Origin of the sequence: Escherichia sp. TW09308, assembly GCF_000208565.1 — a bacterium.
GTDB lineage: Bacteria > Pseudomonadota > Gammaproteobacteria > Enterobacterales > Enterobacteriaceae > Escherichia > Escherichia marmotae.
In genome coordinates this window covers 4,172,855-4,196,311 of the sequence record NZ_AEME01000001.1, presented here as the reverse complement: position 1 = coordinate 4,196,311, position 23,457 = coordinate 4,172,855, and the positions used below count along the sequence as shown (strand labels likewise).

Annotated in this window: 14 protein-coding genes and 3 pseudogenes; 8 read left to right on the top strand and 9 right to left on the bottom strand. The window is 50.6% G+C overall.

Annotation, left to right across the window (positions count from 1 at the left end; translation table 11 throughout):
* Nucleotides 1-161 precede the first annotated feature (161 nt).
* The 3 genes and pseudogenes from ESM_RS01000000125420 to glsA form a co-directional block, all read right to left on the bottom strand.
* Nucleotides 162-1,517 (bottom strand): annotated as a pseudogene (locus ESM_RS01000000125420) (TolC family outer membrane protein).
* A 342-nt stretch (nucleotides 1,518-1,859) separates the two neighbouring features.
* A complete protein-coding gene (locus ESM_RS0120230; RefSeq protein ID WP_000982141.1) occupies nucleotides 1,860-3,152 on the bottom strand; it encodes an APC family permease in 1,293 nt (430 codons plus the stop codon).
* Nucleotides 3,153-3,154: 2 nt separating this feature from the next.
* Nucleotides 3,155-4,087 (bottom strand): glutaminase A, encoded by a 933-nt coding sequence (gene glsA / locus ESM_RS0120225; RefSeq protein ID WP_001278189.1) that lies wholly within the window; start codon nucleotides 4,085-4,087, stop codon nucleotides 3,155-3,157.
* Between the two features lie 261 nt (nucleotides 4,088-4,348).
* Here glsA and copA point away from each other — a divergent pair, with 261 nt between their 5' ends.
* The 7 genes from copA (at nucleotide 4,349) to pmrB (ending at nucleotide 15,314) form a co-directional block, all read left to right on the top strand.
* Nucleotides 4,349-6,850, top strand: coding sequence for a copper-exporting P-type ATPase CopA (gene copA, locus ESM_RS0120220; RefSeq protein ID WP_000083928.1), 2,502 nt, complete (start codon nucleotides 4,349-4,351; stop codon nucleotides 6,848-6,850).
* A 113-nt stretch (nucleotides 6,851-6,963) separates the two neighbouring features.
* A complete protein-coding gene (adiA, locus tag ESM_RS0120215; protein ID WP_077627741.1) occupies nucleotides 6,964-9,231 on the top strand; it encodes an arginine decarboxylase in 2,268 nt (755 codons plus the stop codon).
* Between the two features lie 334 nt (nucleotides 9,232-9,565).
* Entirely contained in the window at nucleotides 9,566-10,327 is a 762-nt protein-coding gene (locus tag ESM_RS0120210) for an AraC family transcriptional regulator (RefSeq protein ID WP_001217088.1), read from the top strand.
* A gap of 136 nt (nucleotides 10,328-10,463) precedes the next feature.
* On the top strand, nucleotides 10,464-11,801 hold the full coding sequence (gene adiC, locus ESM_RS0120205; RefSeq protein ID WP_000093135.1) for an arginine/agmatine antiporter: 1,338 nt from the start codon (nucleotides 10,464-10,466) through the stop codon (nucleotides 11,799-11,801).
* Nucleotides 11,802-11,904: 103 nt separating this feature from the next.
* A complete protein-coding gene (gene eptA, locus ESM_RS0120200; RefSeq protein WP_001517598.1) occupies nucleotides 11,905-13,548 on the top strand; it encodes a phosphoethanolamine transferase EptA in 1,644 nt (547 codons plus the stop codon).
* Complete coding sequence (gene basR, locus ESM_RS0120195; RefSeq protein WP_000697920.1) at nucleotides 13,545-14,213, top strand: two-component system response regulator BasR; 669 nt, start codon at nucleotides 13,545-13,547, stop codon at nucleotides 14,211-14,213. Before eptA ends, basR begins: the two co-directional genes overlap by 4 nt.
* Nucleotides 14,214-15,314 (top strand): two-component system sensor histidine kinase PmrB, encoded by a 1,101-nt coding sequence (pmrB, locus tag ESM_RS0120190; protein WP_001052120.1) that lies wholly within the window; start codon nucleotides 14,214-14,216, stop codon nucleotides 15,312-15,314.
* On the opposite strand, the gene pmrR is transcribed toward pmrB, so the two are convergent.
* The 4 genes from pmrR to crfC form a co-directional block, all read right to left on the bottom strand.
* The gene (gene pmrR, locus ESM_RS1000000127225; RefSeq protein WP_001517597.1) at nucleotides 15,290-15,379 is read right to left on the bottom strand and encodes an LpxT activity modulator PmrR; all 90 of its coding nucleotides are present in this window, start codon (nucleotides 15,377-15,379) and stop codon (nucleotides 15,290-15,292) included. The genes pmrB and pmrR overlap by 25 nt on opposite strands.
* 129 nt (nucleotides 15,380-15,508) lie before the next feature.
* Nucleotides 15,509-17,011: a glycine betaine/L-proline transporter ProP gene (gene proP / locus ESM_RS0120185; RefSeq protein ID WP_001517596.1), complete on the bottom strand. Its 1,503-nt coding sequence runs from the start codon at nucleotides 17,009-17,011 to the stop codon at nucleotides 15,509-15,511.
* Between the two features lie 269 nt (nucleotides 17,012-17,280).
* Nucleotides 17,281-18,153 carry a diguanylate cyclase regulator RdcB family protein gene (locus ESM_RS0120180; RefSeq protein ID WP_000169201.1) on the bottom strand — a complete coding sequence of 291 codons (873 nt, stop codon included), beginning with the start codon at nucleotides 18,151-18,153 and terminating at the stop codon, nucleotides 17,281-17,283.
* On the bottom strand, nucleotides 18,150-20,378 hold the full coding sequence (crfC, locus tag ESM_RS0120175; protein WP_000288532.1) for a clamp-binding protein CrfC: 2,229 nt from the start codon (nucleotides 20,376-20,378) through the stop codon (nucleotides 18,150-18,152). The genes ESM_RS0120180 and crfC overlap by 4 nt, the downstream gene beginning before the upstream one ends.
* Nucleotides 20,379-20,778: 400 nt before the next feature.
* Between crfC and ESM_RS0120170 the strand changes: the two genes are divergently transcribed.
* Nucleotides 20,779-21,114, top strand: a complete 336-nt coding sequence (locus tag ESM_RS0120170) for a zinc ribbon domain-containing protein YjdM (RefSeq protein ID WP_000056775.1) — start codon at nucleotides 20,779-20,781, stop codon at nucleotides 21,112-21,114.
* Nucleotides 21,115-21,348: 234 nt separating this feature from the next.
* Here ESM_RS0120170 and ESM_RS0120165 read toward each other — a convergent pair.
* Both ESM_RS0120165 and ESM_RS1000000129700 read right to left on the bottom strand, forming a co-directional pair.
* Nucleotides 21,349-21,543: pseudogene (locus ESM_RS0120165) on the bottom strand (hypothetical protein); the annotation flags it as partial.
* Nucleotides 21,544-21,552: 9 nt separating this feature from the next.
* Nucleotides 21,553-23,040: pseudogene (locus ESM_RS1000000129700) on the bottom strand (DUF4132 domain-containing protein); the annotation flags it as partial.
* Nucleotides 23,041-23,457 lie beyond the last annotated feature (417 nt).

Genomic DNA, 23,457 nt, shown 5'->3' with positions numbered 1-23,457 from the left:
CGAGTCCATTTATCTTAATAAGACAAAGGGTTACTCTAAATAATTCAAGTTGCAGAAAGGTGGCAAGCGAGAGGATACGCAGCCGCAATTCATGCTAACCTGAAGCATGACGAGTAAAATCACTTAATAACGATGTAGCCCTACTATTAATAATGGCAGGATTATTTCAAGTCGGGTAAGTCGTTGTATAAGCCTTGTTTAATTCCCGCTAATGGAATCAGGTTATTAACCGCAGCGGCATAATTAACTGCTGCGACCCAACCATCATAATTGGCATTTATTTCAGCCGATTGCGCCTGAAAGACATCTTGCTCGACGGTTAATAGATCATTCAGACTGCGTTTGCCTAATTTATATTCATTTTGGTACACATCTCGCGTTTTGTGCGCGCTTTCGGATTGCGCTAAACCTGCTTCTTCACGACCCCGTGCACCGGTCCAGTTGGCATACGCCACCGACGCCCGTTGCAGCACATCCAGTTTTGCCTGTTCGACCTGCGAGGCAGAGATTTTTTGTTGCCCTTCGGCTTGTTGCACCTGAGCAGAAACCGCGCCACCCTGATACAGCGGCGCATTGACGTTCAACTGTAACTGGTCGTCCCAGTACGAACGGTCACTGGTCTAGTAGCGCGTTTTGCCCCCCTGAATACTGAGCGTGGGCCAGTATTGCGCTTTGGTTTTTTCTACCCCGTACTGAGCCGACTGGCGTAAGTTTTCTGCCGCCAGCACCAGTGGGATGGACTGATAATCGATATTTTTTAGCGATACTGGCTGTTCGGCTAATTCGCCTGGCGGCGCGGCTATCGCCTCCGGCTGTACGCCGGTCAGCACCGCCAGTTGTGCTTTGGCGCTGGCCATCTGTGCCTGATATTGCTCCAGCGTCGAGCGCATTCCGGCAATACGCGTCTGGGCCTGTAATTCATCAGAAGATGAGTTCAGCCCGGCATTGGCGCGCAGTGCCGCCATGTTATAGACATTTTCCAGCGAGTGAATATTGCGTTGCGCCGCGTCACACAAAGCCTGATAACGGCTAACTTCCATATAGGCGGTCGCCGTTTTCTCTGCGACATCGGTCAGGGTGGCCATTAATTTAAAGCGGTAGCTATCACGAGCGGCAGTTTGCAGTTTGATATTGTTGTTAGTTTTACCAAAGTCATACACCAGTTGCGTCAGGGTTATGCCATAAGAAACGTTGTTATCCAGCCTGCCGCTGGAGTCAGTTTGTCGCGACGGGCCTGCGTTGCCGGTTAAACCCACGTGCGGATACCAGGCACTTTTGGCTTCATCGATTTGCGCTTCGCCAATACCTATCTGCGCCGCCTGTTGGGTGACGTCAGGATTGCGGGCAAATGCGCGTAATATACTTTCCTGTAAGGATAAACTGGCAACCGGCGTAACCGCAGGGGCATTAGCCCATTGTGGTAACGGTGCAGCAAGCGCGTCTCCTCCCATCACAATAAAACTTATTAAAAATATCAGACCTTTATTTTTACGGTTTTTTAATTGTAATCGCGCCATAGGTAAGTCACTTCCTTCCAGGTCATTATTTTAACTGATCTTTATAACCAGCATCATTTTATTTAAGAAGGGTAATAACTTGCGCATCTCTTTCGTTTTTACTTCCCCCTTTAAAAGAAATGCAGTTGAAAAGCTTATACGTCATTTATTAAGAATACACTACGACTTTTAGATTACCATCATCCTTGTTAAGAATAATCCATACCAGGAAGTGATAGAAATCACAGTTTTATCGTCTATATATCTTTTTTTTGTGAATTATTTATTAAAGGCATAAGAAAGGAGATTAATTTAAGGATAAAAATAAAAGCGCAGTACAGAAAGCACCGCGCACAGAAAAGTTTATACCGTTTTATTCCGTTTCATTACCATTGCCACAATAAGGCTTAGTAATAGTGCGCCAATAATCCACATCAGCGCACTGCTGCCCTGTGACCACAGACTGTAAATAAACCCGATGATCACCAACAACATAACCAGCGTGCCAACAACAAGGATCGGTAACGAGGCGTGAATATCATGACGCAGGCGGATAGCGACCATAAACACCGCCAGGTAGCAGATCAAAAAAGTGGCACTGGCGACGCTGGCGAGCGAGCCTAAATTCAGCGCCGCCGTCATCAGCATAATCAACACCACTACGATGATGTTTCCCCAGGTACTCTGCCGCCACAGGGATTTATTCATTAATTTCGGCAGTTCGCGCTCGCTGCCCATATTGTCCATGATGTTAAACACGGCAAACAGGTTGGCGTTGATGGCTGAGGCCGTCGCCAGTAAAGCGCCGATGACCACAATCACATAACCCACATGTCCGAGCAACGGAGAAGCGGCTTGCGCTACGGCGGTATCGGCATATTTTTCTAACTCTAATGCCGAAACATCGCTAAGTAGCACCAGCGCCAGCGCAATGTAGAGTAGCGTGGTAACGCCAATCGCCACCAGAAACGCCCGTGGCATAATGACCGCCGGATCTTTCACTTTATCCGCTGCGTTTGCCATCATGCCAAAGCCCGCATAAGCAAGGAAGGTTATCCCAATACAGGAGAAGAACGCGCCGGAGCTGGGTGGTGCAGAGACAGAAATGTGCGCTGGTTGTAGCGACCAGACGCCTGCGACGATCAACAACAACAGGATCATCATTTTGATGCCGACGAGGATCACTTCCAGCCGCCCTACCGCATGATTGCTTAAGGAGTTAAATAGTGTCATCAGCGCAATGATCGCCAGTGCGTACAGCAAAATAAGATGCTCATCCTGGCTGCCTTCATGCAAAAACTGCACGGCATAAGCGCCAAAGGCACGAGCCACCATCGCGATACTCACCGCCAGCGTCATCAGGTACAGTAACGATAGAGCCAGCGAAAAGACGCCATTACCTAATCCCCGACGAAAGAAGTCAATAATCCCGCCGTTACTGGGGTAGCTCGCCCCAAGCCGCGCGTAGGCATAACCGGAAAACATCGCCACAATACCGCCAAAGGCAAAGGCGACCCAGGTCGAGGCTTCCATTAACAACGCGGCCTGCCCCAGCAGGGCAAAGATCCCCGCCCCCACCATCGCCCCAATGCCGATGGAAACAACATTCCATAGCCCGAGGGGTTTGTTATCGTTATCACCTTCCGTGTTCATCATGATCAGCCCTTAAACACGTTATAGCCGAGTTGTTTAGCGACCGATGCCACCATTTTTTGTCCGCGAACACTGTTGCCTTCTTCATCCAGCGGTGGCGAGAACGCGGCAATACCCATCACGCCAGGTACGACCGCCAGAATACCGCCGCCAACGCCGCTTTTTCCGGGCAACCCCACGCGATACGCCCAGTCACCGGAGCGACCATACAGTCCTTCCATCATCATTTCGGCCAGGATGTACGGTACATTATCGGCCTGAAGAATACGTTTTTGGCTTAGCGGATTAACACCGCCCGCCGCCAGCGTCGCGCCAAGCGTCGCCAGTTCAACGGTATTGATAAGCGTGGAGCACTGACGGGTGTACACGTCGCAGGCTTCCATCGCATCGCAATAGAGGTATCCGGAGGAATACAGTAGCCAGGCAATTGCGCGATTGTGGAAGTTGGTGGTCTGCTCTGACTGATTCACTTCATCAGAGAGCGCCACCTGCTCCCCAGCCAGTTGTTGTTGGATGTGTAAAATCCGCTGCCAGCGTTGCTCGGCATTGTCGGCTTTGATCAGACTGGTAGTGGCGATAGCACCTGCATTCACCAGTGGCGACAACGGTTTGCCGCCATGAAGTTCTAAGGCGATGACTGAATTAAAAGGCAATCCGGTCGGGTCAGCGCCAATTTTGTCCTGAACCGCCTGCGAGCCGACATCTTCCAGCGCGAGGGCTAACGTACAGACTTTCGAGATGGATTCCAGCGCAAAGCGGTAATCACTGTCACCCGCGCGATAGACGCTACCATCGCAAGTCACAATAGCCACTGCCGCCAGTTGGCTGGGGACATTCGCCAGAAAGGGAATGTAATCGGCATTTTGTCCGCCGCTCAGTGAATGATATTGGGTATATGCCTGGTCCACTGCCTGCTGTAAATTTTTTGCATCTGACATCTTTTGTTAACTCCTTTTTATAGATGCGGGAGGTTATTCCTCACCCCGATGCCAATTTTCAGGCATCCTGATTTAACTTAGCACCCGCAAATTAACTACAGGAAAACAAAGAGATAATTGTCTGATTCTGATGGAAATTGAGCCAATTTTTTAATCTTCACTGACTTTTATCCTGGTGATTAATTAATTTCTTGACCTTCCCCTTGCTGGAAGGTTTACCCTTTATCTCAGTCAGTCAACACTGTCTTAAAGGAGTGAATTATGTCTCAAACAATCGACCTGACCCTGGACGGCTTGTCCTGCGGTCACTGCGTTAAACGCGTAAAAGAGAGTCTTGAGCAGCGCCCGGACGTTGAGCAGGCGGACGTGTCTATCACTGAAGCGCACGTTACCGGTACTGCCAGCGCAGAACAGCTTATCGAAACTATCAAGCAAGCGGGTTATGACGCATCAGTAAGCCACCCAAAGGCTAAACCGCTGGCGGAGTCATCAATCCCGTCGGAAGCACTGACAGCGGTTCCTGATGAGCTTCCGGCAGCGACCGCCGAAGACGATAGTCAGCAGTTGCTGCTGAGCGGCATGAGCTGCGCCAGTTGTGTCACCCGGGTGCAGAACGCGCTGCAAAGCGTACCGGGCGTCACCCAGGCACGGGTAAACCTGGCGGAGCGCACTGCGCTGGTGATGGGCAGTGCCTCCCCACAAGATTTAGTGCAGGCGGTGGAAAAAGCGGGCTACGGCGCAGAGGCGATTGAAGATGATGCTAAACGCCGCGAGCGCCAGCAGGAAACCGCCGTCGCGACTATGAAACGCTTCCGCTGGCAGGCGATTGTCGCCCTGGCGGTGGGTATCCCGGTGATGGTCTGGGGGATGATTGGCGAGAACATGATGGTCACTGCCGACAACCGCAACCTGTGGTTGGTTATCGGCCTGATTACGCTGGCGGTGATGGTTTTCGCGGGTGGGCATTTTTACCGCAGCGCATGGAAAAGCCTGCTGAACGGCGCGGCGACGATGGATACGCTGGTAGCGCTGGGTACAGGCGTGGCGTGGCTCTATTCGATGAGCGTCAACCTGTGGCCGCAGTGGTTCCCGATGGAAGCGCGACATCTTTATTACGAAGCCAGCGCGATGATTATCGGTCTGATTAATCTCGGCCATATGCTGGAAGCGCGCGCACGTCAGCGCTCTTCTAAAGCGCTGGAGAAATTACTCGATTTAACCCCGCCCACGGCACGACTGGTCACCGAAGATGGTGAAAAAAGTGTGCCGCTGGCTGAAGTGCAGCCAGGTATGTTGCTGCGCCTGACGACCGGTGATCGTGTGCCGGTAGATGGTGAGATTACCCAGGGCGAAGCGTGGCTGGATGAAGCAATGCTGACGGGTGAACCTATTCCGCAGCAAAAAGGCGAAGGCGATAGTGTCCATGCCGGGACGGTGGTGCAGGACGGCAGCGTGCTGTTTCGCGCCAGTGCGGTTGGCAGCCATACTACCTTGTCGCGGATTATTCGCATGGTGCGCCAGGCCCAGAGCAGTAAGCCGGAAATCGGCCAACTGGCGGATAAAATCTCTGCCGTGTTTGTGCCGGTAGTGGTGGTGATTGCGCTGATCAGTGCGGCAATCTGGTATTTCTTTGGTCCGGCACCGCAAATTGTTTATACCCTGGTGATTGCCACCACGGTGCTGATTATCGCCTGCCCGTGTGCGCTGGGGCTGGCAACGCCGATGTCGATTATTTCTGGTGTCGGCCGCGCGGCAGAGTTCGGTGTGCTGGTGCGTGACGCCGACGCACTGCAACGTGCCAGTACGCTGGATACCGTAGTTTTCGATAAAACCGGGACGCTGACCGAAGGGAAGCCGCAGGTTGTCACTGTGAAAACCTTTGCTGATGTTGACGAAGCGCAGGCGCTGCGTCTGGCGGCGGCACTGGAACAAGGTTCCAGCCACCCACTGGCGCGGGCAATCCTCGATAAAGCAGGCGATATGCAACTGCCACAAGTCAACGGCTTCCGCACATTGCGCGGGCTGGGCGTGAGCGGTGAAGCAGAAGGCCATGCGCTGCTGTTGGGGAATCAGGCGCTGTTAAATGATCAGCAAGTAGATACGAAAGCTATCGAAGCGGAGATTACCGCCCAGGCATCGCAAGGATCAACGCCAGTGCTGCTGGCGGTTGACGGTAAAGCGGTAGCCCTGCTGGCAGTACGCGATCCATTACGTAGTGATAGCGTGGCGGCGCTGCAACGGCTGCATAAAGCGGGATATCGTCTGGTGATGTTGACCGGGGATAACCCAACGACCGCCAATGCGATCGCCAAAGAAGCGGGGATTGATGAAGTGATTGCGGGTGTATTGCCGGATGGTAAAGCCGAAGCGATTAAACGTCTGCAAAGCGAGGGGCGTCAGGTCGCAATGGTGGGTGACGGTATTAACGACGCGCCAGCACTGGCCCAGGCTGATGTCGGTATTGCAATGGGCGGTGGAAGTGATGTTGCGATTGAAACCGCAGCGATTACTCTGATGCGCCATAGTCTGATGGGCGTTGCTGATGCGCTCGCCATCTCCCGCGCAACGCTGCGTAATATGAAGCAGAATCTGCTTGGTGCGTTTATCTATAACAGCATTGGGATCCCCGTCGCCGCCGGTATTTTATGGCCGTTCACCGGAACCTTGCTTAACCCGGTGGTTGCCGGGGCAGCCATGGCACTCTCGTCGATTACCGTGGTGAGCAACGCCAACCGGTTGCTGCGGTTTAAACCGAAAGAGTAAGTACGTCATTGCCGGATGCGCTGCTTCAGGGCGGCGCATTTGGCATTAACGCACGACTAGCCCGGAAGATACTTGCCCGCAGCGAAGATTCCTTCACAACCGGGTAAGCAATGATGAAAGTATTAATTGTTGAAAGCGAGTTTCTACATCAGGACACCTGGGTCGGTAGCGCCGTTGAGCGTCTGGCAAATGCCTTGAGCCAACAAAATGTTACCGTGATTAAATCCACCTCCTTTGATGATGGCTTTGCCATTCTCTCTTCAAATGAAGCCATTGATTGTCTGATGTTCAGTTATCAAATGGAGCATCCGGACGAACACCAAAATGTCAGAGAATTGATCGGTAAGCTTCATGAGCGTCAGCAAAATGTGCCGGTATTCCTGTTAGGCGACCGGGAAAAATCAATCGCCGCGCTGGATCGCGATCTGCTGGAGCTTGTCGATGAATTCGCCTGGATTCTGGAAGATACCGCTGACTTTATCGCCGGACGCGCCATCGCAGCGATGTCCCGCTACCGCCAACAGCTATTGCCGCCACTGTTCAGCGCGCTGATGAAATATAGCGACATCCATGAGTACTCCTGGGCCGCGCCAGGTCACCAGGGCGGTGTTGGCTTCACTAAAACCCCCGCCGGACGTTTCTACCATGACTACTATGGTGAAAACCTGTTCCGCACCGACATGGGCATCGAACGAACTTCCCTCGGTTCTTTACTTGACCATACTGGCGCATTTGGCGAAAGCGAAAAATATGCCGCGCGCGTATTTGGTGCCGACCGCTCCTGGTCAGTCGTCGTCGGCACTTCAGGGTCTAACCGCACCATCATGCAAGCCTGCATGACAGATAACGACGTGGTTGTTGTTGACCGTAACTGCCACAAATCCATCGAACAAGGTTTAATGCTGACTGGCGCGAAACCGGTATACATGGTGCCAAGCCGCAACCGCTACGGCATTATCGGGCCAATCTATCCGCAGGAAATGCAGCCTGAAACCTTGCAGAAGAAAATCAGCGAAAGCCCGCTGACCAAAGACAAAGTCGGGCAAAAACCCTCTTACTGCGTGGTAACCAACTGCACCTATGACGGCGTATGCTATAACGCCAAAGACGCGCAGGATCTGCTGGAAAAAACCGCCGATCGTCTGCACTTCGACGAAGCCTGGTACGGTTACGCACGTTTTAATCCGATCTATGCCGATCACTACGCGATGCGCGGTGAGCCGGGTGATCACAGCGGTCCTACCGTTTTCGCCACTCACTCCACTCATAAACTGCTGAATGCACTGTCGCAGGCGTCTTATATTCATGTACGTGAAGGCCGCGGCGCGATTAACTTCTCCCGCTTCAATCAGGCATACATGATGCATGCCACCACTTCCCCGTTATATGCCATCTGCGCGTCAAACGATGTGGCTGTATCAATGATGGACGGCAACAGCGGCCTGTCGCTGACTCAGGAAGTGATCGACGAAGCGGTCGATTTCCGCCAGGCAATGGCACGGTTGTACAAAGAGTTTGCTGACGAAGGTAGTTGGTTCTTTAAGCCGTGGAATAAAGAAGTGGTTACCGATCCGGAAACCGGCAAAACCTATGACTTTGCCGACGCACCGCACAAACTGCTGACCACCGTTCAGGACTGCTGGGTAATGCATCCGGGCGAAAGCTGGCACGGCTTCAAAGATATTCCGGATAACTGGAGTATGCTTGACCCGATTAAAGTCAGCATCCTCGCTCCGGGGATGGGTGAAGACGGTGAACTGGAAGAAACCGGTGTTCCGGCGGCACTGGTTACCGCATGGCTGGGTCGCCACGGCATTGTGCCCACCCGTACCACCGACTTCCAGATTATGTTCCTGTTCTCAATGGGCGTAACCCGTGGGAAATGGGGAACGCTGGCTAACACCCTCTGTTCCTTCAAACGCCACTACGACGCTAACACCCCGCTGGCTCAGGTAATGCCGGAACTTGTTGAACAATATCCTGACACTTATGCGAACATGGGTATTCACGATCTGGGCGACAAAATGTTTGCCTGGCTGAAAGAAAACAATCCTGGCGCACGATTGAACGAAGCCTATTCCGGCCTGCCGGTGGCAGAAATCACTCCGCGCGAAGCATACAACGCAATTGTCGATAACAACGTTGAACTGGTATCCATTGAAAACCTGCCGGGACGTATTGCGGCGAACTCAGTCATCCCATATCCGCCCGGGATCCCAATGCTGCTTTCCGGTGAAAACTTTGGCGATAAAAACAGCCCACAAGTAAGCTATTTACGCTCACTGCAATCCTGGGATCATCATTTCCCTGGTTTTGAACACGAAACGGAAGGCACCGAAATTATTGACGGTATTTACCACGTAATGTGTGTGAAAGCGTAACCACTATTCCGCTGAAGGCGTAATTGTTTAAATAACATTACGCCGCCTGGCCTGAGGCCTTTTGAGTATGGCAACGTTTTCATAAAAATTGCTGCAAACAAAAATGTCATACTTTTTGCGCGGTCCCACCCCGCGCTTTTTTTGTTTGTTATTTACACTTCTTCACTCTGTAAAAATTTTTGTACATGAGAAATTACTATAAAAATTTGTAATATTAGCAAAACACGTTATTTTTATGCATGTTTTGATTCGTCATACAATTATATAACCAGTCCCCGGTATCTCTCTATGTTGGCGAGATCCACTATTTTCTTTGCATTTCAGGAGTACATGTATGAGGATTTGCAGCAACCAACCTTGTATAGTTTTATTAACTGAAAAAGATGTCTGGCTAAGAGTGAATGGGAAAGAACCTATAAGTTTGAAAGCTAACCATATAACGTTATTAAGTTGTGAAAACAATATTATCGACGTCTCCTCTCTGAATAACACTTTGGTTGCGTATATTAGCCTCGACATCATCAAAGATTATCTCCGTTTTCTGAATAAAGATCTCTCGAAAATACCGGTCTGGCAGCGTAGCGCCACGCCTTTTATTTCCCTGTCATGCCTGACACCAGAGGTGTTTCGCGTCGCAGCGCAACACAGCATAATGCCCGCTGAAACAGAATCGGAAAAGGAACGAACACGTGCATTATTATTCACTGTACTATCTCGTTTTCTCGACAGTAAAAAATTCCTTTCACTGCTAATGCATATGTTACGTAATTGTGTTAGCGACAGCGTTTATCAAATCATTGAAAGCGATATCCATAAAGACTGGAATCTTAGTATGGTAGCCAGTTGTTTATGCCTTAGCCCAAGTTTGTTAAAGAAAAAGCTGAAAAGCGAAAACACCAGTTATAGCCAAATAATAACCACCTGCCGGATGCGTTATGCCGTAAATGAATTAATGATGGATGGTAAAAATATCTCACAGGTGTCACAGTCCTGTGGCTACAACAGTACGTCTTACTTTATTTCTGTATTTAAAGATTTCTATGGCATGACCCCACTCCATTATGTTAGCCAGCATAGAGAACGTTCTATCGCCTGATTTATAACCTTAACGAAGAGATATATTAATAACAGCATCAGCGATAAGCCAGCCGACGATAATTCAACGCGCGAATGCAGGCGTATGATATGACGTAATTTATTGTCACGAAGCTCGCCTTCGCAGGAGTTTTATTATGTCTTCGGATGCTGATGCTCACAAAGTGGGCTTAATCCCCGTCACCCTAATGGTGTCGGGGAATATTATGGGGTCAGGTGTTTTTCTGTTACCTGCAAATCTGGCCTCGACGGGGGGGATTGCTATATATGGTTGGCTGGTGACAATTATCGGTGCTTTGGCTTTATCGATGGTTTACGCCAAAATGTCGTTCCTCGATCCCAGCCCTGGCGGTTCATATGCCTACGCGCGCCGCTGTTTTGGTCCTTTCCTCGGGTATCAAACTAACGTTCTCTACTGGCTGGCCTGCTGGATCGGCAATATTGCTATGGTGGTCATTGGCGTCGGCTACCTGAGCTATTTCTTCCCGGTACTGAAAGATCCGTTGGTATTAACTATCACCTGTGTTGTGGTGCTGTGGATCTTCGTTCTGCTTAATATCGTCGGGCCGAAAATGATTACCCGCGTGCAGGCCATCGCCACTGTACTGGCGCTGATCCCCATCGTCGGGATTGCCGTATTCGGCTGGTTCTGGTTCCACGGAGAAACCTATATGGCGGCCTGGAACGTTAGCGGTCTGGGCACTTTCGGCGCAATTCAAAGCACCTTAAACGTAACGCTGTGGTCATTTATCGGGGTAGAAAGTGCTTCTGTTGCAGCGGGTGTAGTGAAAAACCCGAAACGCAACGTCCCTATTGCCACCATTGGTGGGGTACTGATTGCTGCCGTCTGCTATGTGCTCTCGACCACGGCAATTATGGGGATGATCCCGAATGCCGCACTGCGCGTTTCCGCCTCGCCATTCGGTGATGCTGCACGGATGGCGCTGGGTGATACCGCAGGAGCCATTGTCTCCTTCTGTGCGGCGGCTGGTTGCCTGGGTTCGCTCGGCGGCTGGACGTTACTGGCTGGACAAACGGCGAAAGCCGCTGCCGATGACGGTTTGTTCCCACCGATTTTTGCCCGCGTCAACAAAGCAGGCACACCGGTAGCCGGGTTGATTATCGTTGGTATCCTGATGACTATCTTCCAGTTCAGCAGCATCTCACCAAACGCAACCAAAGAGTTCGGTCTGGTCTCTTCCGTATCGGTTATCTTTACCCTGGTGCCTTATCTTTATACCTGTGCAGCTTTACTGCTTTTAGGCCACGGTCACTTTGGCAAAGCGCGTCCGGCGTATCTGGTCATCACAACTATCGCCTTCCTTTACTGCATCTGGGCGGTGGTTGGTTCTGGTGCACAAGAAGTCATGTGGTCATTTGTCACTCTGATGGTGATCACCGCTATGTACACGCTGAACTACAACCGGCTGCATAAAAACCCGTATCCTTTAGATCCACCCATTAGCAAAGATTAAGCCTCCTTAATCCAGCAAACATAAAAGCCAACCTTAAGAACTTAAGGTTGGCTTAACTTTGCTTTGCGAGCATATGCGCACTTTGTTCGATGGAAACACCGTGATGTTAAAGCGCCTTTTAAAAAGACCCTCTTTGAATTTACTCGCCTGGCTATTGCTGGCCTCTTTTTATATTGCTATCTGCCTGAACATTGCCTTTTTTAAACAGGTGTTACAGGCGTTACCGCTGGATTCGCTGCATAACGTGCTGGTTTTCTTGTCGATGCCAGTCGTCGCGTTCAGCGTGATTAATATTGTTCTGACACTAGGCTCTTTCTTATGGCTTAATCGACCACTAGCCTGTCTGTTTATTCTCGTTGGCGCATCTGCGCAATATTTCATCATGACTTATGGCATCGTCATCGACCGTTCGATGATTGCCAATATCATTGATACCACACCGGCGGAAAGTTATGCGTTGATGACGCCACGCATGTTACTAACGCTAGGGTTAAGCGGCGTACTTGCTGCGCTGATTGCCTGCTGGATAAAAATCAAACCTGCTGCCTCGCGCCTGCGCAGTGTTCTTTTCCGTGGAGCCAGTATCCTGATATCTGTACTGCTGATTGTGCTGGTTGCCGTGCTTTTTTATAAAGACTACGCCTCGCTGTTTCGCAACAACAAAGAGCTGGTGAAATCTTTAAGCCCCTCCAACAGCATTGTTGCCAGTTGGTCATGGTATTCCCACCAGCGACTGGCAAATCTGCCACTGGTACGCATTGGTGAGGACGCACACCGCAACCCGTTAATGCAAAAAGGAAACCGGAAAAACCTGACCATTTTGATCGTCGGGGAAACCTCGCGGGCGGAGAATTTCTCACTCAATGGCTACCCGCGTGAAACCAACCCGCGACTGGCGAAAGATAACGTGATCTATTTTCCTAATACTGCGTCTTGCGGCACAGCAACGGCTGTCTCCGTACCGTGCATGTTCTCAGATATGCCGCGCGAGCATTACAAAGAAGAGCTGGCACAACACCAGGAAGGCGTGCTGGATATCATTCAGCGGGCAGGCATCAACGTACTATGGAATGACAACGATGGCGGCTGCAAAGGCGCATGTGACCGCGTGCCTCATCAGAACGTCACTGCCCTGAACTTACCCGGTCAGTGCATCAACGGCGAATGCTATGACGAAGTGCTGTTCCACGGGCTGGAGGAGTACATCAATAATCTGCAAGGCGATGGGGTGATTGTCTTACACACCATCGGCAGCCACGGCCCGACCTATTACAACCGCTATCCACCGCAGTTCAGGAAATTTACTCCCACCTGCGACACCAACGAGATCCAGACCTGTTCCAAAGAGCAACTGGTCAATACTTACGACAATACGTTGCTCTACGTCGACTATATTGTTGATAAAGCGATTAATCTGCTGAAAGAACATCAGGATAAATTTACCACCAGCCTGATTTATCTTTCTGACCACGGTGAATCGTTAGGTGAAAATGGCATCTATCTACACGGCTTGCCTTATAGCATCGCCCCGGATAGCCAAAAGCAGGTTCCGATGCTGCTGTGGTTGTCGGAGGATTATCAAAAACGGTATCAGGTTGATCAAAGCTGCCTGCAAAAACAAGCACAAACGCAGCACTATTCACAGGACAATTTATTCTCAACCCTGTTGGGATTAACCGGCGTCGAGACGAAGTATTATCAAGCCGCGGATGATATTCTGCAGGCATGCAGGAGAACGACTGAATGAAAATTCTAATTGTTGAAGACGATACACTGTTATTGCAGGGATTGATTCTGGCGGCACAAACTGAAGGCTACGCGTGTGATGGCGTCACGACCGCGCGGATGGCGGAACAAAGCCTGGAAGCCGGTCATTACAGCCTGGTGGTGCTGGATTTAGGTTTACCCGACGAAGATGGACTGCATTTTCTCGCTCGTATCCGGCAGAAAAAATACACCCTGCCGGTACTGATCCTCACCGCCCGCGACACGCTTACCGACAAAATCGCCGGGCTGGATGTCGGTGCCGACGACTATCTGGTGAAGCCTTTCGCGCTGGAAGAGTTGCACGCCCGCATCCGCGCCCTGCTGCGACGCCATAATAATCAGGGCGAAAGCGAGCTGAAGGTTGGCAACCTGACGCTGAATATGGGTCGCCGTCAGGTATGGATGGGCGGTGAAGAGCTGATCCTGACACCAAAAGAATATGCCCTGCTGTCGCGCCTGATGCTCAAGGCGGGTAGTCCGGTGCATCGGGAAATTCTCTACAACGACATTTACAACTGGGACAACGAACCCTCAACGAATACCCTGGAAGTGCATATCCATAACTTGCGCGACAAAGTGGGCAAAGCCCGTATCCGCACCGTGCGCGGCTTTGGCTATATGCTGGTCGCTAATGAGGAAAACTAATTGAACCTGATGCGTTTTCTGCGTCGACCAATATCGCTGCGTCAACGGCTGATATTAACCATTGGGGCAATTCTGCTGGTGTTTGAGCTGATCAGCGTTTTCTGGCTATGGCATGAAAGCACCGAGCAGATTCAGCTATTTGAGCAGGCGCTGCGCGACAATCGCAACAACGATCGCCACATCATGCGTGAAATCCGTGAGGCGGTCGCCAGTCTGATTGTTCCTGGCGTGTTTATGGTCAGTCTGACGCTGTTTATCTGCTATCAGGCGGTACTTCGCATCACCCGCCCACTGGCGGAACTGCAAAAAGAGCTGGAAGCGCGTACCGCCGACAACCTGACACCTATTGCTATTCACAGTGCCACCCTCGAAATCGAAGCGGTAGTTTCTGCATTGAACGATCTGGTCAGTCGCCTGACCAGCACGCTGGATAACGAACGGCTGTTTACCGCTGACGTCGCTCACGAACTACGAACGCCGCTGGCAGGGGTACGTTTGCATCTGGAGTTAATGGCGAAAACGCACAACATTGACGTAGCGCCGTTAGTCGCGCGGCTCGATCAGATGATGGCCAGCGTCTCCCAGTTGTTACAACTGGCGCGCGCCGGACAGTCATTCTCTTCGGGTAATTACCAGCATGTAAAGTTGCTGGATGATGTGATCCTGCCCTCCTATGACGAACTCAGCACCATGCTCGACCAGCGTCAGCAAACCTTGCTGTTGCCAGAAAGCGCCGCCGACATCACTGTCCAGGGCGACGCCACTCTACTACGCATGTTGTTGCGTAACCTGGTAGAAAACGCCCATCGCTATAGTCCCGAAGGCAGCAACATTATGATTAAACTGCAAGAAGATGGCGGTGCGGTAATGGCAGTTGAAGATGAAGGGCCTGGTATTGATGAGAGTAAATGCGGAGAGTTGAGCAAAGCGTTTGTACGGATGGACAGCCGTTATGGCGGAATTGGTCTGGGATTAAGTATTGTCAGCCGCATCACGCAGTTGCATCACGGGCAGTTTTTCCTGCAAAACCGGGAAGAGACTTCCGGCACGCGCGCCTGGATACGGCTGAAGAAAGATCAATACGTGGCAAACCAAATATAAAGAAAGCTGCTTACTACCAGCACGCTAAACACGGTAGTTAAACTTTCATAAATACGGTTTTTCATTGCACTCTCCTCCATTGAACTGGAGGAGAGTATGCACGCCAGAGATTAAGTGAACCTTAAGAGTCGGGTCAGACCGATTGAGGGGCCTGATAAGACGCGACAGCGTCGCATCAGGTAATCCATTTCAGGTTACTCATCAATTCGCGGATGTTGCTGTACCAGGCGAGTGCGTTTCGCCTGCAAATCGGCAATCTCGTGGTCAATATCTTCGATTTTTTGCTCGATATTATCGTAATGCTCAACGAGAATTTCCTTCGCTTCCTGCAAATCTGACGCCGCCGGTGTCGCGCCTTTCAACGGACGATTCGCCGTCTCTTTCATGGTCACGCCGGTAATCAAACCAATCACCGCCACTACCATCAGGTAATACGCTGGCATCATCAGATCCTGCGAACTTTCTACCAACCATGCCGCCAGCGTTGGCGTCAGACCGGCAATCAGCACCGAAATATTAAATGCCGCCGCCAGCGCGCTGTAACGGATATGCGTCGGGAACATCGCTGGCAGCGTTGAGGCCATAACGCCCGTAAAACAGTTGAGGATCACTGCCAGCATCAACAGTCCGGCAAAAATCAGACCGATGATATTACTGTTAATCAGAATAAACGCCGGGATCGCCAGTGCAAACAGCGCAACACTACCGAGGATCACAAACGGGCGACGGCCAAAACGGTCACTCAGCAGGCCCATTACCGGCTGCACAAACAACATCCCGATCATAATGGCGATAATAATCAGCACCCCGTGATCTTCGGAGTAATGCAGGTTATGCGACAAATAACTTGGCATATAGGTCAGCAGCATGTAGTAAGTCACGTTAGTGGCTATCACCAGACCAATACACGTCAACAGGCTGCGCCAGTGCTTCGTGGCAATCTCTTTAAACGAGATTTTCGGGCCATCCTGCAAACCTTCGCGGTCGCCCTGTTCCAGTTTCTCAACATGTTGCTGGAACGCTGGTGTCTCTTCTAAAGCATGACGTAGATAAAGTCCGATAATCCCTAACGGCAGAGCGATAAAGAACGGAATACGCCAGCCCCAGTCGAGGAAGTTCTCTTCACCGACGATGGTAGAAATTAACACCACCACACCCGCGCCCAGAACAAACCCGGCAATAGAACCGAAATCCAGCCAGCTACCCATAAAGCCACGTTTGCGGTCAGGAGAGTATTCCGCAACAAATATCGATGCTCCGGTATATTCGCCGCCGACCGAGAAACCTTGCGCCATCTTACAAATCAACAGCAGAACCGGTGCCCAAATACCAATCGAGGCATAGGACGGTATCAATCCAATACAGAATGTACTGATCGACATAATCACAATGGTGATAGCGAGGATCTTCTGGCGACCATATTTATCGCCCAACATACCAAAGAAGAGCCCGCCAAGCGGTCGAATCAGAAAGGGAACGGAGAAGGTGGCAAGTGCAGCAACCATCTGCACGCTGGGATCAGCCCCAGGGAAAAAGACTTTACCTAATGCGTAAGCAACAAAACCATAAACACCAAAATCAAACCATTCCATTGCATTACCCAGCGATGCTGCAGTAATGGCTTTTCGCAGTTTACCGTCATCAATAATAGTGACATCACGAAGGGTTATCGGTTTTACTTTTTTCCTTTTCAGCATAGCTTTCCTCGCAGAGTAAGCCCATTTCCGCACACGTCAGGCAAATCGACGTGGCGCCCGCAAAAGGGGAGCGGGAATTGCAGGGTGCAATCTCTGTAACAAGCGTAGCGGGTTTATTTACACGTTCTGATTAAGAACTGTACAACCAAACCTGTTGACGCCTGAATTGGGCAGTTAATGACCTTTTTACCCTACCAGCGTTTAAATTTGTGATCAACTTCACACATGGATTTCGTTTAACACTCATTGGTGTAACCGATTATTTACACTTAATTTACAGTGAAGATTTCCTCTACCATCGCCCCCGCCAGACGCTGTGCTGAGCAGAGCCGTGGCATCCCCAGCGCGACAGTTTGCCAGCGTTGGGTTACTGACCAGCAAACGGGCTGTTTATCGGCATCGGACCACTTGCCCAGCCAGCTTAAAAAGTCAGCATAATCTCCGCCAGTCGGGGTAGTGGGAGAGGTAAACCACTGAGGGTAATAATGACGAGTAGTCGGTGCTGCGTTGATACTTTCGGCCAGATATTGCGTCGCTTTCACGCGCAAATCGTCAAGCAACAACACCGCCGCTTGCGGGCTTCCCAGACGGCAGGCATCACCAAACGCCCCCCAGCGCAACTCTTCCAGAACAATGAAACAACGCCCAGGCAACGACCAGGCGTTATACGCACCAGCACGCCAGCGGGTAAAAACTTGCGCGCTCTGCTCGCCCGCCTGCACCAGTAATCCTCGTTGCATTAACGCTTTTTCCTTCCAGCAACAACGGCTGGAAAACCACTCATACAACGCGGCAATTTGCTGCGGAAGTTTCGGAAAAGCAGATTGTGGGCGGTGATCCATTTTTTGCAATAGTGCCAGATGTTGCGCGACCTGCGTCAGCGCCAGATGAGCGGGATCAAGTATCGCCGCCAGTTTTTCCACCAATGTCAGGCGCAGGCTAAGCGGCGCATTTAACATTCCTGCGTTCGCCCACGTCTGAAGCTGTGTGCGAGCAAGGATCTCCAGCATCAGCCGTTCGCGAAACTGCTGCTGATGGGCTTGTGGATAGCGGGCGTCATTGCCCTGCGCCAGATCCACTAAAAAGCGGGGATAAACCGACTCCAGCACGCGACCGGGGCCGTCCAGTAACGTCTTAGTCAATATCGTTCTGCCGTGAAAAGTGTTTGAATATCATCGCGTAACAACTGAGAGTCCGTATAAATCCAGCCGTGAGTCATCACAGTCTGCTGCAATTGCTGCTGCATCATCTTAACTACAGATTCATTTTGTTGACGCAGAGCCAGGCTTTCGCGTAAATGCGTCTGTAATTCCGTCAAGCATAAAGCGAAATCAGCAAAAAAAGTGCTCATGTCTGCCGTGACAGAATCATCGACCTGAACCGCCAAAGCTTTAGCCATTTGTTGGCAATAAAGGTCGACTTCCGCGGTTAACATTCGTTGTAGCGCGCTGTAATCAATAGCCTCCGGCGGAGATTTCTCACTACTCCGCCCCCAGTCGGGCTGATTCAGCCAGCGCGAGAAAGTCTCACGCACAATGCCAAAACGGGTGATCTGCTCATCCGTTTTTTCCTGGCGAGATATTGCATTGCTGAACAACTGACGAGTATTGAAGTGGGGAGCTGCGCTGTGAAAAGCAGGAAAATGAAATCCAGGACGAAACCCGGACTCACTCAATTCCGTTTTAACCCGTTGCTCAATGGGACGAATAACATCGGTTAACACCCGGCAAAGGGTTGATTCCAGTTCAGTAAAACGCAGCGTGAAGTCACGGCTGATTTTGGTTTGTGCCGTCTGTAACAACGTCTCGCAGCGGGTGCGGATCTCACTTAACGGCCACGAATCATGTTGAAACAGCGCAGCTAACTGGGCATTCACCTCATTTTGCTGCTGACACAGAAAGTCGGTGGCTGACGTCAGGGCCACCTTGATTTCATGTTTAATCTCGCCACTCACCTGTACCTGATTGAGCTGCAATAGCTGCATATTTTCTTCAACCTGGCGGATATTTTGCCGCAATTGTTCGCAGGCGACGTTCAGCCCGTGTGCGCGAAAATCCAGATATTCCCGCGCCTGCAGGGCGTAATTCAACAACTTATGCGATGCAGATCGCAGAGCATATAACGACGCGTTAGCGTAGGCGGCATGGAGTAACGCCTGAACCGGTTGGGCGAATAGCGAATCGTCCCACAGTTGATCGGCAGCATGACGAATATGGTCGATATCCGCCAGCTCGGCGTTACACCAGCGCCTGCCCAGCGCCGCATGGGCAAAATCCTCCACCCAGCGTTGTTGCTCCGGTACTGGTAATTTACCGTTGTTGACTAACTCATGGCGTGCCCGATTCGCCAGATAGCCCCACATCGACGACACCGGAAATATCTGCCCAGGCGTAACGCAACCTTTCATCAGCGTCCCGGAAATCAGCGCCCTCACCTGTTCGGCATCGTCACTGTTCCGATCCTGCTGATCGAACTTATTGACCAGTACATACAGCGGTACTGATTTCCCCACCGCTAAAACCGTCTCACGAACCTCCTCATCGGAGATTGACTTCAGTTGCGTATAATCCAGTACCGCTAGCACTGCGGAGGCGCGCGCCAGTTGCTCGTTAAGCATTTCTTGTAGATGTGGTTGCCCGGCTTCATTTGGCCCGGGAGTATCCAGTAACGTTAACTGCCCGGGATAACTCTCCAGCCCCGCCAGATGGACAAACTCCACTTCAATCACTGGAATATGCTCAATGGCGGCATAAGCTGAAAAGGGAAAATCGACGTCCAGCGCCTTCGCCAGACGCACCAAATCATTCAAACTTTTCAGGCAATGAAAAATAGGCTGGGCACCAAGATAATATTTTTCGAAAGCGATGCCATTTTCGATCCGCTGCATAAGTGCGCGCATATCTTTATCTATTTCCAGCAGATCGGTCAGATGTTTAATATCGAAATCACGCAAGCGCTGTTGTAATTGTTGGATTAAACGGTCGATTGGCGCGACATGCGAAAAATGCAACACCGGTTCTTTTTGCCCCGGAGCATGGCGAATAAGCGTCGGTAGCGCAGTCATAGGACGGTTGCGATTAGGAAGAACTTCAGTGCCAACAATAGCGTTAATGGTGGTTGATTTCCCTGCTTTCATGGTGCCAACAATCGCCAGCACCATTTCCAGACGGGAGATTTTACGCAGCTCATTACTCAACATGGCATGACGCTCGTCGATATTATGCTGCCCCCAGGGCAAAGTCAGTGGTGGTGTATCTTCTCCGGGTACAGAGAGAGGCATTTTTTCCAGTAACTGCAACTGTTGTCGGGAAAGCTGTAACAGGCGTTCAGCCTCCTGACTTAACTCATATATTGTCTGTGTGTACATGGAAAATTCTTCCTTAAAGCAAATTTTATTACTTTTATTTAGCCAGATTGTTTTTTAGTTCTGCTTTCGGATTTTATAATTACAGCAGTAAATAACTCTTATAATTAATATAGTCTTTTTATCCGAATGAATAAGCCTCTTCCGATACATTTAAAATGTCAGAAAGATAGAAATAATAATTGAATTAAAAAAGAACAAGAAGAGAGTTAACCTTAACTTAAATAATAAATGGAGGCAAAAAGATTATTTTCTTTTTGCGTTGTCTTTCAAATGAAAACGTTTGTCGTCTAAAATCAGCAGTACCCCCGACAAACTCAGGGATTTTGTGTATAATTGCGGCCTTTTTCGGCAATCTGCCGTTTTTTGGCGCTTTTGCCCTGCTGACTTTGAGGAAATCCACATGTCATTACCAAACTGCCCGAAATGCAACTCCGAATACACTTACGAAGATAACGGCATGTACATCTGCCCGGAATGCGCCTACGAATGGAACGACGCTGAACCTGCACAGGAAAGCGACGAGCTGATCGTTAAAGATGCTAACGGCAACCTGCTGGCTGACGGCGACAGCGTTACCATCATTAAAGACCTGAAGGTAAAAGGTAGCTCTTCGATGCTGAAGATCGGCACCAAAGTGAAAAACATCCGCCTGGTTGAAGGTGACCATAACATCGATTGCAAAATCGATGGTTTTGGCCCGATGAAACTGAAATCTGAGTTTGTGAAAAAGAACTGATTTCGATTGCCGGGTGCGAAGCATCCGGCAACGGTGCCAATGCCTGATGCGACGCTTGCACATCGTATCAGGCCGGGGAATTCCCGCGCTATCCGTAGGCCGGATAAGGCGTTTACACCGCATCCGGCAATGGTGCCAAATGCCTGATGCGACGCTCGCCGCATCTTATCAGGCCTACAAATTCCCACACCATCCGGCAACTGTGCCAAATGCCTGATGCGACGCCGTGTCTCAGTCGTAATGCCAGGTGATATTTTGCTTCTTGCCTGCTTGTTGTAGTAATTCATCTCCTAATGTCTGAATGAGACTTTCAGTGACAGCGGGCACCGGTTCGCCCGGCCAGCGGCGATGGCTTAGCGGCGTTTTGCCTTTTTTAAATTTCAGTTCCAGTTGCGCGTCGTCCGCCAGCCACAGTAATTCCTTGTTCATGTTCTTTCCTTATTCAAACAGTGCTTCGATGTCGTTAATCAACTCGCTGGCGGTGATGGCATCGAGCACGGAGAACAGTGCTTCCTGTGCAGAATTTCTTCCCCAGCCATAACTCTCTGCTTTTCCATCCCATAACCATAATTTGCTTAAGAGTTGCTCAGCGCTGAGTTCGACTGGCGACATGCCTACAGCAAAACCTTCATCGATTTCCATGATTAACGACCAGCGGCCCAGAGGTTTGATCATCCAGCCGATCCAGCCTGCATCCTGCGGTTCGCCACGCAACCAGCCTTTATTTGCCAGCCCCATCACCCGACCGCTCGGGCATTTTCTGCCTGTCCAGCGGGTCAGTTCGCTGGCATTGCGTTCGGCTTCTGTCAGGGTGTAACTGTTACGATCAAGCTGGCGGAATGGCGGTAACAGTTCGTAGTCGGCAAAAAGCTGACCAAAAGCGGCGACATCCGTCGGTGATATTTCCAGAACGTGAGGGATACCAATCGCTATATCACCTTCTGGGAGAGTGGAGAGATCATCGTCAGCGGTGCTGTAGCTGTTATCTTCCGCCACGCGGAAACAGGCCTGCAACTGGTTGTCGGTGTTATACGCGCCCCAAATCAGGCGACGGGTTAGGTGGCGAACCAGCGGATGCTCAACCAGGAAGAGTTGAAAGTTTTCCGCTGCCCAGCGGCGGCGCAGGCACATGGCTGATTCCAGCCTTGCTACCTGTTGAGCGGCGACGGTACGGGCATCTTTTTTCAGCAGTTTAAAGCGGTTAACGGCATCGGCAGCCAGCGTTTTATCATCGCTTTTGTTCGGTTTGGGCAGGTCTTTCAGGCGACTGCCGGACGCATCGCGCACAAACGGTTTTAGGGTTTCATCAAAGCTGACGGTGAACTGACGCGAGCCGAAATCCAGCAGCAGGGAGCCGTTATCATCCAGCCCCAAATCCGGGGCTAACCGGTCTTCAAGTTCTGCTACCGTCAGTTCGCGGCTTTCGGCAATGCTGGCAATTTTTTCTTTTGCCCGCTCCTGCAATGCTTTGAATTTCAGCTTCTGGGCGATACCGTTAAGTTGCATCAGGGCAATGTCACTGCCGATAGCGGCGAGAATATCCAGCCCGACGGTGGCGCGTTTATGCTGGGATTCGCCAGGCCAGACGCGAATAAGTGGCGTTAGTTTGCGGGCGGTGTCATCGTTACCGAGAACACCTAACGCACTGAATGCCCAACTCTCTTTCGACGGCGCGCCAGCAGTCTGCCAGGCGATAAACAGATACCAGGCAAATTCAGCCAGTGAGTCTGGGGTACAGGCATCTTTCACCTGTAATAATCCCGGATACAGTGCTTCTTCCTGAGGGAAGCGAAGCATTTCACCGAGGTGGAGGAGGGCGTTATCTGGTAATATCTTGCTACTATTTTTTAGTACCGGGCGTGTCCATAACGAAGGTTGATAAAATAGCGGTAAAGAGGGAATTTTCGTCGGGTATTTAGCCAAAGGACTGTTGTCGTCATTTTTATTTCGAACCACCCACGGCGGCGAGACTAACACTGTTGGCAGAATTTCTGAGTTTGCGAAATCTTCATCGCGACTATTCAGCAATTGTTGGCATTGATGTACTAATTTCGCAGCTTGTGACGATAGCCATTGGCCTAATTTTTCGACCAATAAAGGATTTGCATTAAGTAGTGAAACCAGCAAAGTATGTTTACGTTGATCGTTATTTTTTATTAATGCTTCGGCTAATGCCGCTATTGTGGCAGAAGGAAAACTTTCGGCACTTTTTATCAGTCGGTCATAACAACGTTTATTATAATCTGCGGCGTCTATAAGTCCCGTAACAGCCAGCGGATGATTGATACATTTTAGTACGTCACCGCAATTATCTTCTCCAGCATAGGGAAGCAGGCGAGTAAG

Bases quoted from the DNA above. Each gene is read 5' to 3' on its own strand.
- adiA (WP_077627741.1), top strand. From the start codon at position 6,964: ATGAAAGTATTAATTGTTGAAAGCGAGTTTCTACATCAGGACACCTGG.
- pmrR (WP_001517597.1), bottom strand. From the start codon at position 15,379: ATGAAAAACCGTATTTATGAAAGTTTAACTACCGTGTTTAGCGTGCTG.
- adiC (WP_000093135.1), top strand. From the start codon at position 10,464: ATGTCTTCGGATGCTGATGCTCACAAAGTGGGCTTAATCCCCGTCACC.
- proP (WP_001517596.1), bottom strand. From the start codon at position 17,011: ATGCTGAAAAGGAAAAAAGTAAAACCGATAACCCTTCGTGATGTCACT.
- eptA (WP_001517598.1), top strand. From the start codon at position 11,905: ATGTTAAAGCGCCTTTTAAAAAGACCCTCTTTGAATTTACTCGCCTGG.
- crfC (WP_000288532.1), bottom strand. From the start codon at position 20,378: ATGTACACACAGACAATATATGAGTTAAGTCAGGAGGCTGAACGCCTG.
- glsA (WP_001278189.1), bottom strand. From the start codon at position 4,087: ATGTCAGATGCAAAAAATTTACAGCAGGCAGTGGACCAGGCATATACC.
- ESM_RS0120230 (WP_000982141.1), bottom strand. From the start codon at position 3,152: ATGATGAACACGGAAGGTGATAACGATAACAAACCCCTCGGGCTATGG.
- ESM_RS0120170 (WP_000056775.1), top strand. From the start codon at position 20,779: ATGTCATTACCAAACTGCCCGAAATGCAACTCCGAATACACTTACGAA.
- copA (WP_000083928.1), top strand. From the start codon at position 4,349: ATGTCTCAAACAATCGACCTGACCCTGGACGGCTTGTCCTGCGGTCAC.
- basR (WP_000697920.1), top strand. From the start codon at position 13,545: ATGAAAATTCTAATTGTTGAAGACGATACACTGTTATTGCAGGGATTG.
- ESM_RS0120210 (WP_001217088.1), top strand. From the start codon at position 9,566: ATGAGGATTTGCAGCAACCAACCTTGTATAGTTTTATTAACTGAAAAA.